The organism is Sphingobacterium sp. Lzh-3 (assembly GCF_046764375.1).
GTDB lineage: Bacteria > Bacteroidota > Bacteroidia > Sphingobacteriales > Sphingobacteriaceae > Sphingobacterium.
Map to the genome: position 1 here is coordinate 5,413,759 of NZ_CP177226.1, position 24,458 is coordinate 5,438,216.

Sequence of the window (24,458 nt, forward strand, 5' to 3'; positions counted from 1 at the left end):
AATCAAAATCTCATTGTATAACTAATTGAAGGTATTCTCCCAGAAAATGATGTTTTCTGAATAGCTAAGTTCCCATTGCTATCTTCGGAAAAACTATAATAGAGCGGATTACGCTGATCAAACACATTATATAATCCAAAATTCAAGGTATGTCTTCTACCACGTTCCCGCTGTTTGATCGTTTCCAGATCCACCGAACAATTCAGGTCAAAACGACTAAATGTAGGCATACGATGGGAATTACGACTTGAATACACTGGAACATATATGCCCTCATATTCCATAAATCCTACCGGATAGGTTAAGGGCCTTCCGGTATGAATTGTATAAAAAGCATTGAGATGCACCGACCTTCCCAAATCGTAGGACAAGTTGCTCTTAAGCACATGTGGAATATCGAAGTTAGCCGCATACTCTTTTCCTTTATTGATGCCATTGATCTTACGAAAAGATCTCGACCAACTATAGAAAATACTACCCATAAGGTCACCGATACGCTGATTAACAGATAATTCAAGTCCATAAGCATGCCCCTTGCCTTGGCGCAGCTGCGTTTCGATAAATGGGTTGAGTATCAGTTGCGCATGATCGATCAGTTCGACCTGATTGCCCATCTTCTTCCAATACCCTTCGAGTCCAATATTTCCATGATACAATAATCTGTTGATACGAAAAGAAATAGCATCAACATATTGTGGTTTAATATTTAATCCTGCCGGCACCCATGCTTCCAATGAGGAAAAAGCAAGTTCATCATTCTGTAATAACTGCAAATATTGATAACTCCGATTATAAGCCAATCTGAAAGCATAGTCATTGCCCATTTTATATTGCAAGGACAGACGTGGCTCTAAACCATAATACGACTTTTTCTTGTCGGCATCGTTCGACAATGGCTTATACGAGCTGCCTTCCAATAAATAATAGCGTCCAAAGGAGGCATTAAAAAAGGCATTCGCCCGCATTCCCGCAACGATCCGGAAAGCTGAATCGATCTTCCAATTAAAAGAAACATACCCCGTATAATCATAAGCTTGCGCCCTAAAAATATTATCTTCCGTGTTTGAATTTATCGGTGATATCTCTCCGGGATTGAAACGATGTAAGGTTCCCTGAAGACCAAAATCCAACGTGCGGTCCAATCCCATAAAATACGTAAAATCGGATTTCAAACTAAAGTCACGTATCCGTGTCAACCAGATTTGATTGTCACTCGATTCGGGTTTACTGACATCCAATCTATTATGATAATCACTGAATATGGCCGAAAGGTTCATAAACAACCGGTCACTATGCACATGGTTCCATCGCAAAGTAGACGTCCAGTTCCCCCAACGGTTGGTATTTCTATTCGGTGAAATAACTTTATCCTGCCCATAGTAACCAGAAAGGTAAATCCGATTTTTCTCGTCAAAAGAATAATTGAACTTCACGTTATAGTCACTGTACTTACCTTTGACATTAAACAACCGATAATCCGTATTAAAAGCATTTAATATACTTCCCCGCGCAGTGGCAATGAAGGCACCTTTTCCCTTTTTTATAAAGGGCCCCTCGGCACCAATGCGAGCAATCAATAGACTTGACCCACCAAAAACATGAAAAGCATTGGCATCGCCATCTCTGGTACTCATATCCATGATGGAAGATAGACGCCCCCCTAGATTGGCAGGGATAGCATCCTTGTAAAGTTGTGTATTCTTCAAGATGTCCGAATTAAATACGGAAGTCAGACCGAACAGATGGGATGGGTTATAAACAACAGCTTCATCCAATATAATAAGATTCTGATCTTTACCACTCCCTCTTACGAAAAGATTACTGCCGCCTTCTGTCAATCCGTTAATTCCATTTTGCATCTGTAACACTTTCATGATATCGGCCTCACCTTTATAAAAGGCATTTCGTCGTGCTCGCGACCAATTGATCTTATCTGTGAAACTTCCCATATGCTGAGCCGTTAACGAAGAGTCAACCTGAACGACTACCTCGCTCAAATTAAAATCCACAGGAGCAAGTTTAATGACAAGATAATCATTTTCCAAATTGGGATTTAATGTTACGATCCTTGTCTTATACCCCAGATAGCTCACATAACAGCTATATTCACCCTGTGGTAAAGTCAGTGAATAGAATCCATACTTATTACTTAAACTGCTCTTACCTTTCTCGGCAATCAACAAGGTCGCTCCAATCAAGTTTTCACCACTTAGACTATCTACAACTCGCCCCTTTATGGTAAAAGTTTTATCGTCTTCGTAGAAGATCAGCGCCCTATTGATAATCGTAAATCCAACATTTGAATCTTTCAGCAAATAATTAAGAACCTCTTCTAAACTCGATCTATTAAATGATCGACCATAAATGATGTCCTTGTTAAAAATCTGCTCATCATAGGACATGGATATATCGTATGTTTTATGAATTTCGGCTAATATCTGAATAATCTGTTTGTTATGTGTGTCAATTGAAATTCGCCAATCCGCAGGAGAATTCTGTCCCATGGATTTCGAACACATGACTATAACCAACCAGCATAAAAAGAGCAGACGATACAATATCCTATCTTTCATATCAGCAACGCGAAGAGTCTATTCGTAGATACTATATCCTTTTTTACCCGATTTCCATTTCACGTTTAGGGTCTTGGACAGAATCTGAACGATCTCATTGAGCGTTTGCCCATCAAAATACATGCTGAGTTTACGTGCTTTTAGACTATCTCCAACGACAGTAATATTTGCCCGAAAATGTTTTTCTAGATCCGCGCAGATGCTGTCCAACCGAACATTTGAGTAGCTCAACTTTTGTGCGACATCTGTCTCATTGTCCGCTTGCAGATCGATTTTGGATAAGGAAGCTGTTTGTCTTTCATACAGTCCCTTTTGATTTTTCTTTAAAACAAGTTCCTTTGCATGATCGCCCTTTCCACTGCTCAAGGCTACACTTCCCTCCTTAACAAGGACTTCGACATCATCTTCCAGTAAATTGACTTCAAAGGTAGTGCCGATATCACGCACATAATTATGTTCAAGATCAACCACAAAGGAGTTTCCTGTCTGATGTTTGACATCGAATAGTGCTTTTCCCTTTTTGAGCTCAACAGTTCTTTGCTGTGGAAATGTCCTTTTGTTGAACATCGCCTCGGCTCCGGCCTGTAGTGTCATGATCGAACCATCGGGAAGTACGATAGGCTGCTGTGTTTCCGATCCGTATAATCGGACTTCATACCCCATCCAACGGTCAAAGTTCAGGTAACCGGCAAAACCGACCACGAACAATACGGCGGCAGCCACAAATTTCATCCAGGGTTTCCAGATCGTTTTTACGGATATAGCAACATCTTGTCGCTGATCGTCACCAGCTTTATCCAGCTGCCGACTAAATTTGTCCCATTGGCTGTCGGTATCTACATTTTTATAATGTTCCAAAACCATAAGATCGTCCGCTATTGCTCTAATCTCATTATAAAACTCATGGTTCTCTGTATCCTCAGAAATCCAATGTTCAAGCAACACTCCTTCCCTCTCGGAAATAGTCCCATCCAGCTCTTTCTGAATCAAGTCATAAGGAATAAATCTTGAAGTATTGTTTTCTTCCATATTTATAAGATAATAAACTGGACAAAAAGTCCCAATGAAAAAAATAAAAAGCCGATCAGAAGTAGTAAAAATGTTTTTTGTTTTGCCAAGGCAACCCGGATTTTATCGTAAGCAATGGTCAGATGGTTTTTCACAGTTTTAATGGAAATTCCCAACTGGTCCGCAATTTCCTGCTGTTTCATCTTTTCATACTTACTCATGAGAACAATTTTTCGACACTGTGGCGGTAACCCTTCCAGTAAGCTTTCGATCATCAACAATTTGGATTCGTAAAGTGCGGCGCTATCAGTCTGATCCTCTTCATCTGTCAGATCTAATTCCTTGATATAATCGTTGCTTCGTTCCAACAAACGCTGATTCTTTTTGATATAGGTAAGTGAAAGGTTGATAACACTGCGTGATAGGTAAGCTCCAAGTGATTGACTAATGGCCAATTTGCCCGCATTTTCCCATAACATCATAAATACGTCGTTGGTGAGCTCTTCAGCGATTGCCTCCTCTCGCACATACCGAAAAGACAAAATATATAATTTACGGAAATGGCTCTTATAAATAGCTTCAAAAGCATTTCTATCTTTTTGGACTATTTTCTTAAGCAAATCAATGTCATTTGACATAGGACTTCGGTAAAGCTAATAATAAACGTATGTAAAAATAATCAAATTCATCGGACATTTAATAACATCTAATTAATTTTCAAGCTATAAACGCTTGCCGACAACCAATTAGTTAACGCAACTAAAAAGTGAAACGCCACACCACAAAAAAGTTTCTCGTATTTTTTCTATTTTTGCAAAAACATAAAAATAATGTTAAAAAAATATTTTTTTATAAGCTGCATTTCTTTTATTTTCTTTTCTTGTACAAAAGAAAATTACCCTGAAACACCAGAAGTAATAAAACCTGAAGAAAAAGAAGCGGAATCCCTTACAACAAGAATGACCAAAAACATGGATGTTTGGACTGACAATAGGGTTATCAATGTATTTGAACAAGGGGAGATCCGTTTATACGAAAAAGATAATCATAAGGATCATTTCACTTTTTTTCTTTGGGAAAAAGAGGTTGTCGATTCAATTGTTTGGCATATCGATGATATTATGCATTACAGTTCAAGCGTTAGTCCTTTTCGTTATATGACAGGTGTCACATTCAACAAACCGGGCGATTACAAATTTAACTTATTGGTTTACAAAGATAGTAAGGTGGTCAAACAAGCCAACCTAACGATCAGGGCTATTGCTGGAAAAGATTTTTTCAATGTCAATTGGGAAAACCCACCCACAAGAAGCATTGTAGGCCAATCCTTTTCTTACAAAAAGGGTTACCGCATCGATCAAACTTATATAAAAGGGCAATACCCCTATAGCTATGTCAATCTCTATTATGGCGATCAATTTCGAAAACAAACACCTGAAAAAGAGAAAGAATATTTGATGGAAGTGGCACGCGAATCTTTTGGTAGCCCCACACTTACCACGACAAACAATCAACAGGCTGAACTTAACGATAAGTACAATAAGCTCTTCAAAAATAAGCTTAATCACCTGCCGATAGCAATTTGGGAAAGAGGTAAATCGTCAATCGCTTTAATTGGGACTCCGAAAGATGCCATTAAGACCTATCAGATCGTTGCAGAACCCAAATATTAAAAAACACATTTAAGCCTCCATCATGGAGGCTTTTTTACTACCTTCGTCTTATGGCGAATCAATTGCAATTTGAAAATTCACCCTACCTTAAACAGCACGCACACAATCCAGTAGATTGGATGCCCTGGGGACCGGAAGCTTTAAAAAAGGCAAAAGACGAAAATAAACTGATCATCGTAAGCATTGGCTACTCGGCTTGCCATTGGTGCCATGTGATGGAGCGTGAAAGTTTTGAAAACTCAGCCATCGCCCAAACCATGAATAGGTTTTTCGTATCAGTCAAAATCGACCGTGAAGAACGCCCCGATATTGATCAAGTGTATATGCTTGCTGTGCAACTGATGACCAATGCAGGGGGCTGGCCATTGAATTGTATCTGCCTGCCCGATGGGAGACCCATTTACGGTGGTACTTATTTCAAACCGCACGACTGGCAGAATATCTTATTGCAAATTGCACAAATGTGGGCGGAGAAACCCGAAGTTGCATTTGACTATGCCGAAAAGCTAAACAATGGCATTCAAAGGGCAGAGAAACTTCCCATCCTCCCTATTCCAGAGCAATACACGATCGACGACTTAAATGAAATTATTACCCCTTGGACCGAAACCTTCGATAAAAAAGATGGCGGGTATAAAAGGGCGCCCAAATTTCCGCTTCCAAACAATTGGTTGTTCTTCCTAAAATATGGCGTACTTTCCGACGATCGGGAGATCATAGATCATGCCCATTTTACGTTAAAAAAAATCGGATCTGGTGGTATATACGACCAGATCGGCGGCGGCTTTGCACGCTATTCGGTCGATCACTATTGGCATATTCCTCATTTCGAAAAAATGCTCTATGACAACGGACAGCTACTGTCCCTTTATGCCGAAGCCTATCAACAAAGTCAAGATCCGTTCTATAAGCGGATTATCGAAGAAACGATAGACTGGGCCGAACGGGAGATGCTAGTACCAAACCATGGTTTCTATAGCGCATTAGATGCAGATAGTGAAGGTATTGAAGGGAAATACTATTCCTTCTCCAAAGCCGAATTTGACTGCGTACTGGGCGACGATGCCCCCCTACTCGAGCAATATTTTAACATAACCGAAGCGGGCAACTGGGAAGAGGAAAAAACCAACATTCCTATTTGCGCCATAAATGCAGACCAGTTAGCAACAAAGGTCAATATGTCAGCTGACGAATGGGCAGATTTTTTAAAAATTTCAAAGAAAAAATTATACGACTATCGTGAAAAACGAGAACGTCCAGGGCTCGACCACAAGCAATTGACAAGCTGGAATGCGCTATTTTTGAAAGGGCTCATCGATGCCTACCACAGTCTTGGAAACAACCATTTCCTTGAACTCGCTTTAAACAATGCCGAGTTTATATGCACCCATCTTATTCAAGACGATCTCCAGTTATTGCACCAACCAAAAGACAACAATAGGATAATTGAAGGCTTCCTAGATGACTATGCATTCACGATTGAAGCCTTTATTGCATTATATGAGGCTACATTTGAGCTCAATTGGTTAACCAAAGCACGACAGCTAGCCGATAAGGCCATTGCATTGTTTTACGATGGATCACAAAAAACATTCTATTACACCTCGTCGCAGGCAGAGGAACTCATCGCACGGAAAAGTGAAATTATGGATAATGTAATTCCCTCCTCTTCGTCGACGATGGCTCGTCAGCTGAAAAGATTAGGTTTGCTTTTTGATGATGAAAATTACATCGCCATTACAGACCAATTACTGGCAAACGTATTCCCTCAAATCAAGACTTATGGCTCTGCCTATTCAAATTGGGCAATATTATTGCTAGAAGAAATATATGGAATCAATGAAATTGCATTGACGGGGGATAAAGCGATGGCTTTCAAAAATGAACTCGGCAACTATTATATTCCAAATAAAATTGTTCTTGGCGGTACAGAAGAAAATCTTCCATTGCTAGAACATAGAGTCGGAAAGGAGACAAAAGCATATCTTTGTAAAAACAGGACCTGCAGTCTACCACAGGATTCAATACAAGCGTTAATAAATTATATTTAATAAACGGTAGCCTCGGGCTTCCAAAAATCAAAATCAGATGGCTATAAAAGCAAACGACGTCGTAGCATTGACGTACAGACTTCACACAGTAGAAAACGGTGAAAAAGTTTTCGTTGAAGAAACAACTGCAGAACAACCTTTGGATTTCTTATATGGTGTAGGTATGATGTTACCTAAATTTGAAGAAAACATCGCAGACTTAAACGTTGGTGATAAAATTTCATTTGAATTAGCACCGGATGATGCTTACGGTCAAAAAGACGACAGAGCATTCGCGCAATTGCCAGTAGATATGTTCAAAGAAACAGGTTTACCTCCAGTAGGAGAAGTATTGCCTTTACAAGACAACCAAGGAAACCAATTCCGCGCTGTAGTAGCTGAGGTTACTCCAGAAGTAGTTGTTGCTGACTTAAACCACCCAATGGCTGGCAAAACATTAAATTTCGATATCGAAATCTTAACTGTACGTCCTGCTACTGAAGAAGAGTTGTCTCACGGACATTCACATGGTGTAGACGGTACGCAAGGTCACTAATCTTGACTCAAGATAACTTCATGAAACAGGGCGCCAAATAGCGCCCTGTTTTGTATCATAAAAGCACAATCTCTACTTTTATTATTCCAGTCATGTTTCCAATTTAAACTCCAACAGCAATATTTTACAACTTTCAATAAAAAAATAAGAAAAGAACTTAGTAGCATATTATATTTGCTTAATGAAAGTAACAATTAACAACATTTTCCAAAAAGCTACACTCAATTATTTAACAATTGCTATACTTATTTTATTTTTTGGATGTAAAAAAGAGCCGAAAGAAGATGAAATTACTTCACCTATAACAGGATCTAGAACTGAATTCACTTTAGATTCTTTATACCTCTATGCAAAAGAAATATATCTATGGAATGATGCGCTTCCTAGTTATAGCGCTTTTTCACCTAGAGAAAAATATGCCCATATAACCTCTGAGATCAACGCAGTTAACACCGAGCTATTTGACCTCTCTCAATTTAAAATCAATGAGCAAACTAAACTACCCTATGAGTACCGAGGATTAATGAATCCAAAATATAGTTACGTAGAAACCAATTATAAGCAAAATGCGAAAGCAACGGTATCCGCATCCGCTGTCCAAAACAGTGGAATAATAGTCAATCATATTGACGATGTAACCTACCTTTATGTCCCATCATTCCCCCAATTAAATACGCTAAGAGCCGACTTGGACAATATATTTATAGATATAGCTAAGCAGAAACCCCGCACAATGGTGATTGATTTACGCTACAATAAAGGAGGATATATTGAAACGGCAGAGTATTTAGCTAACCTGATTGCCTCCAGTAAGCTGAATGGGAAATTAATGTATGTAGAGAGCTTTAACAATACGTTAAGTGCTGGAAAAGCAAAAATTTTAAAACATCAGCCCTATCTGGATATCAATGGGAATTATGTAAAAATCAATGGACGCCAGGCAACCATGGCCGATATAGACTTCAGTGAAAAAGGGAACACCTACTATTTTAATAAAAAAGGACAATTGGAGAGCGTTGAAAATATATACTTTATCACCTCGAGATCGACTGCTTCAGCAAGCGAATTATTAATTAGCTTATTTAAACCCTATTACAACGCGAAACTAGTCGGACAAAAAACGTTCGGCAAACCGGTAGGCTTTTTTCCCATTGAAATTGACAAATATTCCATCTATCTCAGTAGTTTCTTATTAAAAAATGCAACGGGCTGGTTTGACTATTTCGATGGAATGGAGCCAAATATTCCTGTTGATCTATCCATTAGCCCCAATCTTGGAGATCCCGAGGAAGTAGGTTTAAAAAGTATTCTTCGAGACCTTGGAGGAAATAAAACAAGTCTATTAGCAACAAACCACAAGAAATCTACAGGGGGCAGCCAGCACCACAGCAAAACACCAATTTCCAATCAAGAAATACCTCTTATTGAAAAAAGACTAAAATTAACTCTAGACACTAAGACCCTAAGAACACAATAAACTTAAAATCAAATATTTAAATATTACTAATATTAACAAAAAGTCACATAAATATTATTTAAATAAAAAAATCAATAAATATCATTGCAAAATAAAATTAGTTTCGTTAATTCGTACACAAAATTACAAAATAATGAAAAGAATTAATTTTATTTACACGTTGATAGTATCAACAATGCTTCTTACTAACTGTAAGAAAAATGAAATTTCACAAGACAAACTACTTAACAACAATTTAGAAAAACAAGCAAGTGGTGGTGATGGAAAATGGGACGTACTGGGCTACGGATATGATGCTACACAAGATATGCTTATAACCAATAGTATGAGCGATGTTTCCATTTTCAACATCAGTCAATTTGCTGTTGATTTTCAAGATAAAAATGATGCATCCAAAGTTGTTGGTATAGATGTAAATTCAGTAACAGGTGGGTCTTATGACGTTTTCACAGGTTATTCCGCATACGAATACATTAAAAACGTTAACAATAAGAAATCCTATGGTGGAGATGGCAATGTATCAATTCCTTTTGCAACAGACGCTGGAGGTAATAATAAACAATTATTGAACTTCAAAGGCAACTTTTCTAAAAATGACGAAGATTCCAATACCACAGCTATTTCATCAAGATTTTCCTATGCAACATTTGAAATGTGGCATAGAGTAAAAAGAATTCGATTTACACAAGATGTAACTACAGCAACACTTTTAACATATCTAACTCCAGAATTTAAAAATTATGTGGCTACTAAGACTGCAACTGAAATAGTAAACAGATATGGAACCCACGTTTTATTAGATATTAGCTTAGGTTCACGTGTGAGAATCAATTACAGTGGGGAAGCAAAAAAAGAAACTTCGGAAGTTAAGAAGGTATCAACAATAAAAGCCGGAATAGGTGCATCCGTGTTGAATATGTTTGGTATAAATATTAATGCTGATAAAACGAAAGAAGAGGTGACAAAACTTACTAACGAAACTAGCCAGAGACATTATAATGGAAAATACTACGGAGGAAACAACACAGGGACAAGTATCAGCTTTGACTCCGAGGGAAAACCTACTTCAAATTTCAATCTCGCATCATGGCAACAAGGAGTGACCGATAGAAATGCCGCTTTAATTAGTATAGATCGGTCCATGTTTATCTACGATTTTATTGCAGATCCGACAAAGAAAGCCCAAGTTAAAGCCGCGGTCGAGAAACACATTAAGGATAATCAAATTACTGAACTTGGAGAGGTTCCCATCTATGTGTATAATAATAAAAAAACAACAGACCACTATTTCTCAACAGAAAATGAACCTTCCATTAGTGGAGGTCAATATATTAACGAAGGCATAGTATTTTATGCATTTAAGGAACAAAAGCAAGGAACAGTCCCTGTATATACATACTTCAGTAAAGGCCAGTCTGCCCATTATTTATCAACAAGTAACCAACCATCAATAAAAGGTAGTTATTTAAATGAGGGCATTATATTTTACGCATATAATCAATTTGCTAATGGTAGAAGCCCAGTATATGCATATAGTGGAGTCTACGGAGGTGACTATTACTTCACAACTGAGAATCAACCAACTTTAGGAAATGGTGGATACAGAAATGAAGGAGTAGCTTTCTACGGAGTAAAAACAGACTAGAATAATGTTATAATGAAACGTTCATCTCGCAAAGATGGTGACCACAAAAAATCTTAACCTCTTTATGAAATATGAATTGATATCATATTTCATTATACATCAAAAGCCTTATTCCTCTAATGTAGGAATAGGGCTTTCATTTTGAAATTATAGACATACTATATTCATTTTGAACCTAAAATTATTCTGATAACTGAAATACTTAGATGCTCCAAACAATAGATGCACTTTATCAAAATTTAAGTCCTTCTTAAGACGTATAATTCCAAATGATATGTTTTCCTCTCAGAAATGACTACCTTACTCTAAAAATACACGATGCTAACATTTGCGGAAAAAGTAGTTTTATTCAATAAACATCTTCATTATCAAGGAAGTCTTCCCCCAGAGTTCAACGTAATTAACCCTTACCTTGATAACCCTGAGACATTGGTTGTGATGGAACAGTTCTACCACAAATATTACAATGATAATCTAACCAGAAAATTCATTATCGGCATTAATCCGAGCAGACACGGGGCGGGTGTAACGGGAGTTCCTTTTACGGATACCAAAAGACTAGCTAGTGTATGTGGCATACAAATGCATTCTGCGCATACCCATGAAATATCCTCGGTTTTTATGTACGATATGATCGAAGCTTATGGCGGCCCTGATATCTTTTACAAACAGTTTTACATCAATTCCCCATTTCCTCTCGCGATTGTCCGAGAAACAAAACCCAACAACTGGATCAATGCAAACTATTACGACGACAAGCAACTTTTTGACATGGTCCGCCACTTTATGTTGGAGTCTTTAAAACAGCACATTTCCATGGGCTTGGTGACAGAGGAGGTCTTTGTCCTCGGAAAAAAAAATGCAACCTTTCTCGCCAAGATCAACAAGGAAGAAAAGTTGTTTGGAAAAATGACCGTCCTCGACCATCCGCGCTATATTCAACAATATAAATCCAAAGACAAACTGCACTTTATCGATAATTATATCAACTTGCTAAGCGGCTTATAAATTAGAGGCGAAGTATTTATTTTTGCTGGCATCGTCATAAAGAATGATAACCTTAGACCCCTGGAGGAGCACTCCACGGCTGCGGCCCTTCAGGCGATTGGCTTCATTGGCTACGTTCACGGCGTAGACCTTCCCCGCATAAAATTTGCTTACCTCCGGAAAAATGGTATGCCCTACAAAGACTCTTTCAGCTCCATATACATGCATCAGCTTTTCTAACTCTGTTTGAGGCAATGGGAGATATTTTTCTTCTTTACGAACCATTCCGCGGTACCACAGTGGCCCCTCACTCCCAAATAAGAAAGTAGCAGCTTTCGATTTTTGCCGTTCTTCCTTCTGTTGAAACAGATGATGACGTACCGAGTCATTGACCGCCGAGATAGACCATTGAGGATCCAACATCGCTGCACTTAGTCCGGCATGAACAAACAAATTATCCCCGATCTTTTCCATGGTATTCTTTGTCTGTAACCATTTCCCCAGTTCGGTATTTACCGACCAAAACTCACGATAATCCCTACCTACCTTCTCTGCTAAAGCTTTGTATTTTTCTTGCGTATATTTACAATTTCCGCGTAAAACCATCTCTTCATGATTACCAAATAAAAAGTGGACCTGCCCCCCAACTTTTGCAGCCTCGTATTCAAGTTTATAGATCAACCAAAAGATAGGCAAAACATCTTTCCCACGGTCAAACACATCGCCTATGATGACAAGCTGATTGCTCCCAAACGTCCATTCGTAATTTAACCCAATGACCTTTTGCGCGTTGAGAATCGAATAAAAAGATTCAAAATCACCGTGCGGATCCGACAAGACCACAATCTTTTTGCTTGGACGATAGGACCAGGCAGGAGCCTCTATGGGATGACGCCAAACTTCAAAATGGTGCTTACCGTCTTCCGTTGAAACCTTAAAAGCTTTAATATGTTCCGATTTTTCGGACAACACCTGACCATGTTCCACACGGATACAACTACTGTCACCATTTTCATAAAAAAAATAAGGACCGTCAAACTTTCCCAATCCCAAAGTACTTTGAGCAACAACTCCCTGCACAGCGCCCAATAGAACAAACAAATACCAGATCACGGCGATTCCATAGGAACCACCGTGCTTTGCTTTTAAATGAATTTTCATAAGATATTAATATCCTTCATTCTGAACAATATTATTATTTGCATCAATTTCAACCCTTGGAATGGCCATTAAAGTTTTAAAAAATGTCCGATCAAAGGATTTTGTTTCCGGTCTCAATGAAGGTGAAACATGGGCAGCGCCCTTTCGTTCGATACGCATATTATTGCGCATGGCATCAAACAAACGATGCCCCTCCCCTACAAGTTCACGACGGCGTTCTTCCATAACGCGTTCTAAAGTAACTACACCACTAATAGATTTTGCCGGATTTGCACGTGTAACAATCGCATTCAAATACTTTAAAGCATTCGCATTGTCACCTAGCTTCACCGCCGATTCAGCAGCAATCAGGTAAGCTTCCGAAAGACGAAGCACCGGGATATCTGCAAACTCCGGGTTCTCCCCATCAGCTGTATTGCCCGGATACTTATTTAGATAATAATAATCAACTTGCTTGCTGGTATATTTGGTAATGATTTTATGACGTACATCGTTTGCATCATTCTTAATCAGATTCATATAATCATCCGACAGAATAATATCATTATACCCATTACGCCATAATAAATTGCCGATCCCCTCTTTTCCTGGCCCACTTTCTGTCTTTAGAACGGATAGTCCAAACAAAATTTCACTGGTAAAATCCTTTGACCAAACAGTGGCATACTCACTATTCGTCCACAGGATGTATTGCCCTTTTGTCGAACTCTGTGCCGCTTCCGCGTCTTTAATGAATTGATTTGTCAGCGCAAAAGCCTTTGCATGATCTCCCGTGTAGAGATAAGCTCTGGCGAGTAGTAGCTGAGCACCATATTTATTCAGCTTACCATTCTTTTTCGCTGCACTTAACAAGTTCACTGCGTTTTCCAGATCTTCTATCACCTGTTTGTAAACATCCCTAACCGAATTTCGCACCGGTTTATTGGTAGAAGCATGTTTCTCAGTTTCGATCGGTACGCCCAAAGAAGCGCCATTGTCTTTTGCATAGGGAGCTCCAAAAACTTTCACCAGATCAAAATGGGCCATTGCTCTAAGTGTGAGGGCCTGACCTTTGATATCTCTCAGCTCTTCCGTCATTTGGCCTTCTGGAACACCATTTACATAGGTCAAAATACCGTTGGCATTTCTTAATACACGATAGGGTTGATACCACAATGAACTAGGTGTATTATCTTTATTGAAGTCAAAAAGATAATACTTTGCAGCTCTTTTTGTATCACCATTAGCCAACATATCTTCTCCTGTCACATCCCCATAATAGGTCATTCTTGCGCCATAGTATTCATATCCGCGCATAATATCATAAATACCATTTAAGGCATATCCCGCATCACGAACAGATTTTATAGCCTGCGAACTTTCTGTTGATGTACTCGGTTGCGCTTTCTCCAACCATTGGTCACCGCATCCCACCAAAAGAGTGGAAGAGAGCAATACCATTGATAATATATTTTTCATAGTCTTTTTTTAGAATTTAACATCCAAACCAAAGGTTACTGTCTTCAATTTAGGGGACTCAAAATACACGATACCATTTACAGGTACTTCCGGATCATAGTTTTTGTAGGCTGCAAACGTCAATAGGTTTACGCCCGAACAATATGCCCTAATATTACTTACTTTGAGGCGACGCGAGATCTGCTGTGGCAAAGAAATACCAAAAGTCATATTCTTCAATCGAATATGATCCGTAGAATGGACACGACGTGTATTGGCCACACTACTCATATCGTAAGTATTCCCGACCATAAACATCTCGATATCGCTTACGTCACCAGGCTTCTGCCATCTCCGTTCATAATACTGTGGTATATTATCATAGCCAGTTTTTCCGCCTAGTTCAGTCTTGCTTGCACCACTGTCATAGGAGTTGCCGCCAAGTGAATAAGTCCAAGTGAAATTCAGATCAAACATCTTATACCGGAACGTATTGGCAAACCCACCGATCAGTTTTGGATCGACACTTTTGTAAAGAATACGATTGGCTTTAGTATAATCCTCTGTAATATCCCTTGATCCTAAATTTGAAGGGTCATTGACATAATATTGAGGTACCCCAGTCTCCCGGTTTATTCCAGCAAACTCAATAAGATAATAACTATACCAAGGCTGGCCTATACGATGTATTGACGTACCATCGCGTAATTCCTCACTACCATCGGCCAAAGCTATTGTCTTATTTTTGTTCATACCGAAATTCAAACTCGCATTCCATTTGAACGCTTTGTCACGTAGAATATCTGCATTCAGATCCACTTCGATACCCGAGTTTCGAATTGCTCCAATGTTTGTCAGGTAAGATCCGAAACCCGTTGTTAAGGAGGTCGGCATATCATTCAATAAATCTGATGACTGCCTTCTATACCATTCGAATGTAAGTCCCAATCGATCAAATAAACGAACATCCAAACCAATATTAAGGTTATTCTGTTTTTCCCATCTTAGGTTTGGATTTCCGATCTGTGTTTCCCTGATCCCCGGATTATTCCCATACGGATAGCCAAATCCTGTTAAATCCATGTAGGTGAAATAACTTGAAGGCAAAGTACCGTTTGTACCATAAGACACCCGAATCTTACCATCTGTCACCACATCATTCAAAGAGTCCATAAAATTCTCTTTCGTAAACTTCCATGCGCCTGACAGTGACCAAAATGTGCCCCAACGGCTGCTCCGATGAATCCTTGAACTACCATCCATGCGCACACTTCCTCCTAAGAAATACTTATCATCATAATTGTAGTTGGCGCGCGAAAGATACGACAGCAATCGCCATTCCGTATTCGACCCGGAAAGATCAGTGAGCACCGAACCATTGGAAAGTACAATCTTTTCTACCGAAGGGAAGTTATCTTTGGCCCCATCCATCCCATCTCTGCGGTAACGGTTGACTTCATAACCGCCCAAAACATCCAAATGGTGTTTCGCCGCAAATGTCTTGGTATAGGTCAAGCTATTACGCCACACCATTTGATTATAGTCGGTAAAACTTGTAGACAATGGACCATTTGTCTTCTCACCATCTGAAGTCCGCGGATCAGACCAGGAGTTGTATCGAGTCGTTGTATGATCTAAACTGAAGGTTGTATTGAAAACGAGACCATCCATAAACTTATAGTTTGCAAAGACGGTATTGAACGATCGATCTGCTTTTTCCCGACGGTAATTATACAATGATGATGCTTTCGGATTACGTGGACCATTGGAGAAAAAATCCAAAAAGAAGGTACCGTCTTCATTGTATACAGGTTCGGAAGCAGTCAGCTTATGACGTGATGAATAGATCGGTGATGTGTAAGTCCCGCCTTCCGAATTAACATCCTGGTTCACATTTGAATATAAAATATTAGCCCCAAGTTCTAGCTTGTCGCTCATTTTGTATTTCACATTCAAACGACCTGTTAACCTTTCAAAACCAGACTGATAAGACAAGCCTGTTTGGTTGGTATAACCCAATGATGTATAGTATGAGACTTTGGAATCCCCACCGGAAGCTGATAAGTCTGCGTTTCTAAACGGTGAATTGCGACGAAATAGTTCTTTTTTCCAATCTGTCCAGCCGCTCCAGGGTTGGGGTGCATATTTATCAATATTGTTTTGTGCAAAATTTTCAATCAGCGTTTCATCAGTCAACTTGTCGATATAACGCGCCTTGTTGCGAAGTCCTTCCAGCAGCATTTCGCGGCGTTGCGGACCATTCATTACCTCACGAAAATCTGTCGCTTGACTGGAAAGCCCATAGTCACCTTTGAACGAAAATACAGGTTTCCCGGCCTTGCCCGATTTTGTTGTGATCAAGATAACACCGCCTGCGGCCCGGGAGCCATAAAGCGAAGCTGCTGCCGCGTCTTTTATCACCGTAATCTGCTCAATATCTGCATTACTCAAGGTAGACATTACATCGAGGCCAGCATTGTTTGAACTGCTAGAAGAGATATCGCCCGACATCACTGGCACTCCATCGATAACAAAAAGTGGCCTATTGACTGCATTGATAGACCCCATACCCCGTATTCGAATATCCGTTGAACCTCCTGGCTGACCCGATAGGGAATTAACCTGGACTCCAGGTGCATTACCTTGGAGCATCGTCGAAAAATCTACTGCTGGTACATCTGACATACGCTCTGTACGTATTGTTGAAGCAGAGCCAGTATAGTCCGATTTCTTAAATGTACCATATCCAGTGACAACGACTTCTGCCAGATTCGATAGACTTGGATGCATGCTAACATTCAAGACATCTCCGTTCACTTCTACTTCTTTACGCTCATAGCCAACAAAACTAAATACCAGAATTGACCCTCTGCTTACAGCAATTGTATAATTTCCATTGGCGTCTGATGCAGTTGCTTTTTTTCCGCCCTTTACGGCTACACTTACCCCAGCAAGCACTTTGCCATCCTGATCGGTAATTTTGCCCTGAACAGGGCTTTGCTCTGCTAGCCAGCCTACATTTGTGAGCGGCGCATACTGCTCGAGACGACTGTTATCACTAATCTTCACAATAATAGAATTACCTTCTTTGATGTAGCTAAGTCCTCTAGAAGACAATAGTTCATTTAATGCTCGGTCTAAGGAGACATTATTAAAATCCACACTGACCTTAGGACTATTGCTGATAATTTCTGATTTACATAATACGGTATATCCAGTTTGTTTTTTGATTTCCCGAAATACATCAACAATAGGACTATTCTTCTTTTTTATACGCACCGTCTGAGCGAAACTTCCAGCTTGAAGCTGCACGATACTAAACAAAAGAAGCATAATAATCATTTTCATAATAATGAGGTATTTATACTTTTTCATTACATTTGGTTGGTTTTGTTAGTTTAATAAACAGTTGAGTAAGTTTTATTATATCTCGAACCAATTTGCTGGGGAAGTGCCACCTTCCTCAGCTCCTTAAAAGGACGAAATAATGATTTAATGTATTCTTATTTCATCAATTTCACCCTCCTTCCTTCAATCTGAACTTTTATTTTATCGTCTGTCATTTTGATAATCTTAAGTACCTTATCAAAATTGTCCAAACGCGATACTGATCCCCATAACCTAATTTTCGACACACTTGGAGCTATTTCGATATCAATATCATACCATCTCGCAATTTGTGTCAATGCGGTTCCCAAAGGTTCATCGTTAAATGTAAACTCATTATTTTTCCAGGCAATACTTTCCTCTACAGCGGCCTGCTGAACAGAGAGTTCCTCGCCATTCACCAAAGCCTGTTCTCCGGGGACAAGCAGTCTTTCCTTTCCTATAGGCACAGATACCTTTACTTTACCTTCCAACAAAGACACTTTTGATTCCTGCTCCCCCGGGAAAGAATAGACATTGAAATGAGTCCCCAATACTTCGACCTTCTCTTTATTGGTCACGACCACAAAAGGTTTATCCCCCATTTTTTCGACCTCAAAGTAGGCTTCTCCATCTAATTCTACGACACGTGTTTGGCCTATAAACTTGTTGGGATAACGCAAGCGCGTATCGGCGTTCAACCACACCTTAGTACCGTCGGACAGAGCAATCTGATATTGCCCCCCTCTAGGTGTTGATAAGACCATCATCTGCCCTTTATCTTCTTGCGTATTCACTGCGACCGAACCATCGTTATACCGTATCTCACTTCCCATTAAGATCCCGCTATAACGACCATCCAGGTCTACATGTGTTCCGTCGGCAAGCTGAAGCCTTGCCTTATTGGCTCCGGGTACAAGATCTTTAGCCAGGAGTATCGGATCAACAACAGTTTGAGCTTGCTCATCTTGTTTCATTTTCCAAGTCCCCAGCCCAATTAAACCGATGATACATGCCGCAGCAGCAGCATACAACCGATATTTTTTGAACCAACTCACCTGCTGCTCAGTCGACTTTACGTCAATTCGATCTAAAATGGTCGACAACACCCTTTCTTCTGCCTTTATTGCATCAGCCTCAAAAAGACTTTCATAAATTTTAAGCTCTTGCTGAAGGTTTTCTGGATTTTCTAACTCCATTAACATGCTCTGCAATTCTGGGTATTGTTCAAATAACAACCGGAGTTCCACATGTGTATCAGGATGAATTTCACCCTTTAAATAGGAGTTCAGAAGTGTTATAATGTGGTCTGTACCATGCATACTTTTCGTCATCGTTTCTTTCGTCAATAAAAACACGGCGACTCACAGAATCTTACATAAAAAAGTAAAAAAATATTAAACAGGTAAAAAAACAGCGCAGAAGCTTAGAAAACCAATCAGAAAATAAAAAGATAAGGGTCAAAAAAGAATAAATAGCGGGGTATAAAATCGGATACGCCCCGGCTAATTCTCGCCGACTAAAGATAAAAACGCGAGGAGCGTTAATGCATTTTTAGTCCCCAACAAGGTTCGTATGGTATGTATCGCACGGGAACGGTTTGTGTATACAGCAGTTGGGCTCATTTGAAGCTCTTCTGCAATCTCTTCGACAGTCTTGTCTTCAAGATAGGTCATATTAAAAACTTCCCGTTGTTTTTCTGGAAGCTTTCCGACCTCAATAAATATAGAGTGGATTAACTCCGCATGAATCATTTTTGAGAAAACGTCGCGATCATCTACCAACAGATCTTCATAATTTGTCAAGGATTCATGGATGCCTTTAGAACGCTCCGACCGAATAACATTCAGACTCGCATTCTTTGCCGAAATATAGATAAAGGCCTTTAGATTTTCCATTGTATGAAAATCAGACCTACGCTCCCATACCTTAACGAAAACATCAGCCACGATTTCCTCTGCCACACGGTTTTCCTTCAGATAACCAAGTATAAAGAATAACAGTTGTTTATAGAATTTACGATAAATCGCAACAAATCCTTCCTGGCCATCTGTCTTCAAACTGTCTATCAACTGCGAATCTGTCATTAGGTAGTAAAATATAAACCACAAGTGGTGAATAGGTTAGCGTCTCTATTTTGGGCTAAATTAGAAAACACTTTTTAGAATACCAAGCAGTTAACAATAATTTAAAGTCGGCAATCGTCCTTCCTATAACTTCGTTGCGCGCAGCATTTCACGCTTGCCTGGCGCACCAGGCGTCTTCTCTATTGAAAAGCCCAATGCTTTCATACTGCGTTTGAGGTTTCCGGTAATAGCATAAGTCACAAAAACACCGCCAGGTTTAACAAACTGCGCGATATGTCCTAAGGCAGCATCATTCCACATCTCAGGCTGATGCACTGCCGCAAAAGCATCAAAATAAACAACGTCAAATAAGCGATCCGATTGGAAATTCATCAATAAGGTATGATCAATATGAAGCTTTAAGTACGCGTTAATCTGTACGTTTCCCGTCAAAGCCTGCTCGTATGCATTCAAATAGCTTGCCCATACGGCCGGATGTACCGTCGCCTCATAGCCCGTTGCGGCAATAGTGGACAAAGGCAAGGGAAATCCTTCTATTCCGACATATTCCACCTGAACGGATTTATCGCTTAGAAAGTCAGCTGTTTGCAAAAAATTCAAACCTGTCCCGAACCCAACCTCCAGGATCCCGACGTCGGTCGCCCCTGTTGTTTGTACATAGTGGTCAAGCCCTGTTTTTATAAAAACATGCCTGCTTTCCTGTACTGCACCGTGTTTAGAATGATAACATTCTCCTATTTCAGCATTAAACAACGTTTTCGAACCATCTCCTGTCGTTACAAATTCCATTTTTATACAAATACTTTAAGTTCCAATTTTCACACATTAAGTCTAAACAACTAAACAGTAATCCAAACAAATGGCGCATTCCTTACCCATGACACTTATTACTGCTACTGTCCAAAGATAAAAAAGCCAATTCGAGTATCAAAACCTTACTGATTTCAACGGCATCAACAGCTGTGAAAGCGGACTGAAAATGCTTCTTTTTTAATAACCCAAACCGAGCGATCTTCCTAAGAATTTAATGAAAATTCGGACCAATAAATACATAAGAGTTCAGAAAAAAAATCTGATTCATTCAACAAAAGAACACAAAAACGAACAAACACGCATAAATTCACTTCCTTTTAATCGAGCTATTCGAGAAAAACACTATTTTAGCATTCTAAATAGTAAATAGTTATAAAACCTAATGAAATATCCAGACCTATCAAGTAGATTCAATACGATGAATAGATATAATAGGATGGAATTGGATATCACTAATGCACCGAGATTCAGAAAGCAAATTACCGCAATTCGTTTATGCAAATGAGCTTCTTAAGCAATAATTAAGCACATACCTATGAAACACACTACAAAAACTTTTGTACAGAACTACGGTAGTATCTTACTTCTACTCCTTGGGATCAGTATCGGAAGTTTGATCGGTATCTTTCTTCCGAATAGTGTCAACAACCTGAAACCGATTGGCGACATCTTTCTAAACCTGCTTTTTGTCAGCGTTATACCACTTGTATTTTTTGCCATATCCTCATCTGTTGCCAATATCGATGGGGACAGCGTATTAGGTAGAATCATCGGCATGATGTCGTTTGTATTTGTGGTGGGTATCGTCGTTGCAGGGGTATCAAGTATACTCTTTCTTTACCTTTTCCCCGTAGACGCTCCGCTCGCCGTTGAACAGGCAAACAAGATTATTGACACAGCCGTTCATGATTCTTGGGGTGAAAAAATGGTCCGATTTCTAACAGTCAGCGAATTCTCAAGTTTATTATCGCGTCAAAATATGCTAGCCTTTGTTATCTTCTCATTTCTCGTTGGTATTGCGACACGTAAATCGGCGGCATCCGCAGAAGTTTTTCGTAAATTCATCAATTCAGGCAATGTTGTGATGGGCAATTTACTCGTGATGGTCATGAACCTGGCTCCCATTGGTTTGGGTGCATATTTCGCGTACCAAGTCGGAACCTTAGGTCCGCAGCTCTTTGGTTTCTATGCCAAACCTATCGGTCTATATTACTTTTTTGGAATCTTCTATTTTTTCACGGTATTCAGTTTATTCGCTTTTTTTGCATTCGGGCTAAAGGGTGTCAAACGTTATTGGCAAAATAACATATTGCCTTCATTGACCGCATTGAGCAGCTGCAGTAGCCTCGCCACCATGCCGGCCAACTTACTTGCAGCCAAGCAAATTGGAATTCCCGACAGTGTAGCTAGTGTCGTCATTCCTTTAGGCACAACATTGCACAAGCATGGATCGGCGATCGCCTGTATTTTTAAAATCTATATTGCACTTTTATTAAGTGGCAAGGATTTTTTTGACCCGGCCAATCTGATTATGGCGGTTGGCATTACTTTACTGGTGAGCATCGTAGCCGGAGGTATTCCTAATGGTGGCTACATCGGAGAAATGCTGATCATATCGGTTTATCAGATGCCAACGGAAGTGATCCCTTCCATTATGATCATAGCGACCCTGGTCGATCCGCTCGCAACAATGCTCAATGCCACTGGAGACACCGTAGCCGCTATGCTCACCACCAGATTGATCGGGCAAAAACTGGCCGACCCTATTCCCGAAAACCCAGGTTAAACAAGCTACAAACGACAAACATTTGAACGCTGGACCAACGAAAATCCTATCAAGCGGATCCATGTAGGTCCTACGTATGGCCGGCTGATCAAAAACGGTAGGCAAAAAACAGCTCGCCATATTGATGCCGGTGAAACACCGATTTGAGCTCTTTCGAATTGAAGATGTAATTGATACCGTAATTGATCTTGTGGTTAGACCAATTGAAACCAATGCGGTGACTAAGCATCCAAGGCTGAATAGTGTATAACTTACCTATAGGATCATCTTTACCTCTTCCTCCTTCTACTGTTGCGCTGTAAAAAATACGAGACACGCTTGGTTGATAGACAAAATACCATTCTTTATCATTGTCTGCTCTTCCCTGTGTCAAATGCCCATGTGTAAAGGTGGATGCCTGATAGGACTTCAGCTTCCCCAACCGAAGCGGTGCTGCAATCCCCATATTGGTATTATTTAGCCCAATGGTTCCCTCACCTATAATTCCCACATCGAATTGCTGGTTTTGACTGCGGTATAGTCCTTTTTTATAGGTTGCACTTAAATCAATACCGAAGGAATTTCCAAGCTGCGTATCCCAACCTGTCGCCTCATACATCCCAAAGAGATGATGGATAAACTTCTGTGCTTCTTCACCGTAGGATTTAGGACCGATCTGCGCCAATTCAGTCTTAAACTCAACAACCTGATCGTGCGGTAAAAACCGCGCTACCCCAGCATTAAAATAGAGGTAACCTGCAAATGGTCTATCGTATTTCTTTTCCTGCCGTCTATAGTCAATGATACTGATACCATTGTAAATCCGTTGGCCTATTTCAAAATCCAATACCGTATTTGAAGTCTCTCTATCCGGTTTACCTGGCAACGCAATCCTATAGTTGATATTGATACCATTGGTATAATAGCGGTCCTGACCGGTCAGTAGATAAACGTCATTGTCATTTTGGATAGCAATTTCCTGATTACGGAATTTTACCTGTCCAAAAACAAAAAAGCAGGGAAATATAACAGCCCAAAAGAGGCCTAAAAATCGCAAAGCAACACTCATATTAACAGGCAATTGTAAAATTCATGCGATATCATTAGAACCAAAATAGCAAATTTCACCTCAAATTATTCAAAAGCATTCGAATCTAGCTTATTTTTCCAATTAATTCAAACTATTTAGAATAGATATAAATAATATGGAAAAGTTGCATTATTCCTTTCTTAGCGAATCTATTTGTAATTTTGCATTCGATTAGGTCTCAAATGTAATCAATTTGGGATTTTAGCGAGCACAACGTTGTCAGATTTGGGTAATAATCTTTCTGAAAAAAAGGAGAATATCTGGCAGATCGGAACAGCTATTCAACGTTAAGAAAAAACAACCCAGGTGAAACGAGCTCATTTATACGATGAGATCAAACACTTATAAAATAAGTAAATACAAATGAAAAAAAGTTCAATTATTCTAATCGCTATCATTGCTGTCGCAATCGCTATGATACTTGTTATCTATACCGATTCAAGTACCTATTCGACATTTACCGAAGCTAAAGAAAAGAAAACCGAACTATATGTGGTAGGTCAATTGAATAAAGACAAAGCGCTTCATTATGATCCCAAAACTGACGCCAACAAATTTTCGTTTTTCATGCGTGACAACGATGGTACAGAATGTGAAGTGATTTTTAGAGGCGCCAAACCTCAAGATATTGAACGTTCAGAGCAAATTGTATTGACAGGAAAAATGGACGGAAATGTGTTTAGGGCAAGTAAGATATTGATGAAATGTCCGTCAAAATATAACGATAAATCGGTCGTCACCGAGATCAATGCTACTGCTTTCAATAATTAATTCGTAAAATCAATTTTCA

At 39.5% G+C, this 24,458-nt stretch carries 18 protein-coding genes; 8 read left to right on the top strand and 10 right to left on the bottom strand.

Features of this window, described 5'->3' with window-relative positions:
- Nucleotides 1-2: 2 nt before the first annotated feature.
- The 3 genes from ACLCDV_RS22900 to ACLCDV_RS22910 are packed head-to-tail and all read right to left on the bottom strand — an operon-like array spanning nt 3 to nt 4,219.
- Nucleotides 3-2,573, bottom strand: a complete 2,571-nt coding sequence (locus tag ACLCDV_RS22900) for a carboxypeptidase-like regulatory domain-containing protein (RefSeq protein WP_411972313.1) — start codon at nt 2,571-2,573, stop codon at nt 3-5.
- An 18-nt stretch (nt 2,574-2,591) separates the two neighbouring features.
- Nucleotides 2,592-3,602: a FecR family protein gene (locus tag ACLCDV_RS22905; protein WP_411972314.1), complete on the bottom strand. Its 1,011-nt coding sequence runs from the start codon at nt 3,600-3,602 to the stop codon at nt 2,592-2,594.
- 2 nt (nt 3,603-3,604) lie between these two features.
- Nucleotides 3,605-4,219 (bottom strand): RNA polymerase sigma-70 factor, encoded by a 615-nt coding sequence (locus ACLCDV_RS22910; RefSeq protein WP_317669480.1) that lies wholly within the window; start codon nt 4,217-4,219, stop codon nt 3,605-3,607.
- Nucleotides 4,220-4,411: 192 nt separating this feature from the next.
- Between ACLCDV_RS22910 and ACLCDV_RS22915 the strand changes: the two genes are divergently transcribed.
- The 6 genes from ACLCDV_RS22915 (at nt 4,412) to ACLCDV_RS22940 (ending at nt 11,970) form a co-directional block, all read left to right on the top strand.
- Nucleotides 4,412-5,254: a hypothetical protein gene (locus ACLCDV_RS22915; protein WP_411972315.1), complete on the top strand. Its 843-nt coding sequence runs from the start codon at nt 4,412-4,414 to the stop codon at nt 5,252-5,254.
- 50 nt (nt 5,255-5,304) lie between these two features.
- Nucleotides 5,305-7,305: a thioredoxin domain-containing protein gene (locus tag ACLCDV_RS22920; RefSeq protein ID WP_411972316.1), complete on the top strand. Its 2,001-nt coding sequence runs from the start codon at nt 5,305-5,307 to the stop codon at nt 7,303-7,305.
- 37 nt (nt 7,306-7,342) lie between these two features.
- The gene (locus ACLCDV_RS22925; protein ID WP_046672788.1) at nt 7,343-7,840 is read left to right on the top strand and encodes an FKBP-type peptidyl-prolyl cis-trans isomerase; all 498 of its coding nucleotides are present in this window, start codon (nt 7,343-7,345) and stop codon (nt 7,838-7,840) included.
- 181 nt (nt 7,841-8,021) lie between these two features.
- Nucleotides 8,022-9,317 carry a S41 family peptidase gene (locus ACLCDV_RS22930; RefSeq protein WP_411972317.1) on the top strand — a complete coding sequence of 432 codons (1,296 nt, stop codon included), beginning with the start codon at nt 8,022-8,024 and terminating at the stop codon, nt 9,315-9,317.
- Nucleotides 9,318-9,450: 133 nt separating this feature from the next.
- Nucleotides 9,451-10,962: an MAC/perforin domain-containing protein gene (locus tag ACLCDV_RS22935; RefSeq protein WP_411972318.1), complete on the top strand. Its 1,512-nt coding sequence runs from the start codon at nt 9,451-9,453 to the stop codon at nt 10,960-10,962.
- 318 nt (nt 10,963-11,280) lie between these two features.
- Entirely contained in the window at nt 11,281-11,970 is a 690-nt protein-coding gene (locus tag ACLCDV_RS22940) for an SMUG2 DNA glycosylase family protein (RefSeq protein ID WP_411972319.1), read from the top strand.
- On the opposite strand, the gene ACLCDV_RS22945 is transcribed toward ACLCDV_RS22940, so the two are convergent.
- The 6 genes from ACLCDV_RS22945 to mnmD all read right to left on the bottom strand — a co-directional run bounded on the left by ACLCDV_RS22945 (nt 11,965) and on the right by mnmD (nt 20,789).
- Nucleotides 11,965-13,110, bottom strand: coding sequence for a metallophosphoesterase (locus ACLCDV_RS22945; protein WP_411972320.1), 1,146 nt, complete (start codon nt 13,108-13,110; stop codon nt 11,965-11,967). The genes ACLCDV_RS22940 and ACLCDV_RS22945 overlap by 6 nt on opposite strands.
- 6 nt (nt 13,111-13,116) lie before the next feature.
- Nucleotides 13,117-14,568, bottom strand: coding sequence for a RagB/SusD family nutrient uptake outer membrane protein (locus tag ACLCDV_RS22950; protein ID WP_411972321.1), 1,452 nt, complete (start codon nt 14,566-14,568; stop codon nt 13,117-13,119).
- Between the two features lie 9 nt (nt 14,569-14,577).
- On the bottom strand, nt 14,578-17,922 hold the full coding sequence (locus ACLCDV_RS22955) for a SusC/RagA family TonB-linked outer membrane protein (RefSeq protein ID WP_411972322.1): 3,345 nt from the start codon (nt 17,920-17,922) through the stop codon (nt 14,578-14,580).
- Between the two features lie 128 nt (nt 17,923-18,050).
- Entirely contained in the window at nt 18,051-19,247 is a 1,197-nt protein-coding gene (locus ACLCDV_RS22960; RefSeq protein WP_411972323.1) for a FecR family protein, read from the bottom strand.
- 171 nt (nt 19,248-19,418) lie between these two features.
- Nucleotides 19,419-20,000 carry an RNA polymerase sigma factor gene (locus ACLCDV_RS22965; protein ID WP_115046583.1) on the bottom strand — a complete coding sequence of 194 codons (582 nt, stop codon included), beginning with the start codon at nt 19,998-20,000 and terminating at the stop codon, nt 19,419-19,421.
- 123 nt (nt 20,001-20,123) lie between these two features.
- The gene (gene mnmD / locus ACLCDV_RS22970; protein ID WP_411972324.1) at nt 20,124-20,789 is read right to left on the bottom strand and encodes a tRNA (5-methylaminomethyl-2-thiouridine)(34)-methyltransferase MnmD; all 666 of its coding nucleotides are present in this window, start codon (nt 20,787-20,789) and stop codon (nt 20,124-20,126) included.
- A 559-nt stretch (nt 20,790-21,348) separates the two neighbouring features.
- Between mnmD and ACLCDV_RS22975 the strand changes: the two genes are divergently transcribed.
- On the top strand, nt 21,349-22,599 hold the full coding sequence (locus ACLCDV_RS22975) for a dicarboxylate/amino acid:cation symporter (RefSeq protein ID WP_411972325.1): 1,251 nt from the start codon (nt 21,349-21,351) through the stop codon (nt 22,597-22,599).
- A gap of 88 nt (nt 22,600-22,687) precedes the next feature.
- On the opposite strand, the gene ACLCDV_RS22980 is transcribed toward ACLCDV_RS22975, so the two are convergent.
- Entirely contained in the window at nt 22,688-23,647 is a 960-nt protein-coding gene (locus ACLCDV_RS22980; RefSeq protein ID WP_411972326.1) for a lipid A-modifier LpxR family protein, read from the bottom strand.
- Nucleotides 23,648-24,031: 384 nt separating this feature from the next.
- On the opposite strand from ACLCDV_RS22980, the gene ACLCDV_RS22985 reads away from it, so the two are divergent.
- Nucleotides 24,032-24,439 carry a cytochrome c maturation protein CcmE gene (locus ACLCDV_RS22985; RefSeq protein WP_046672794.1) on the top strand — a complete coding sequence of 136 codons (408 nt, stop codon included), beginning with the start codon at nt 24,032-24,034 and terminating at the stop codon, nt 24,437-24,439.
- Nucleotides 24,440-24,458: the final 19 nt, after the last annotated feature.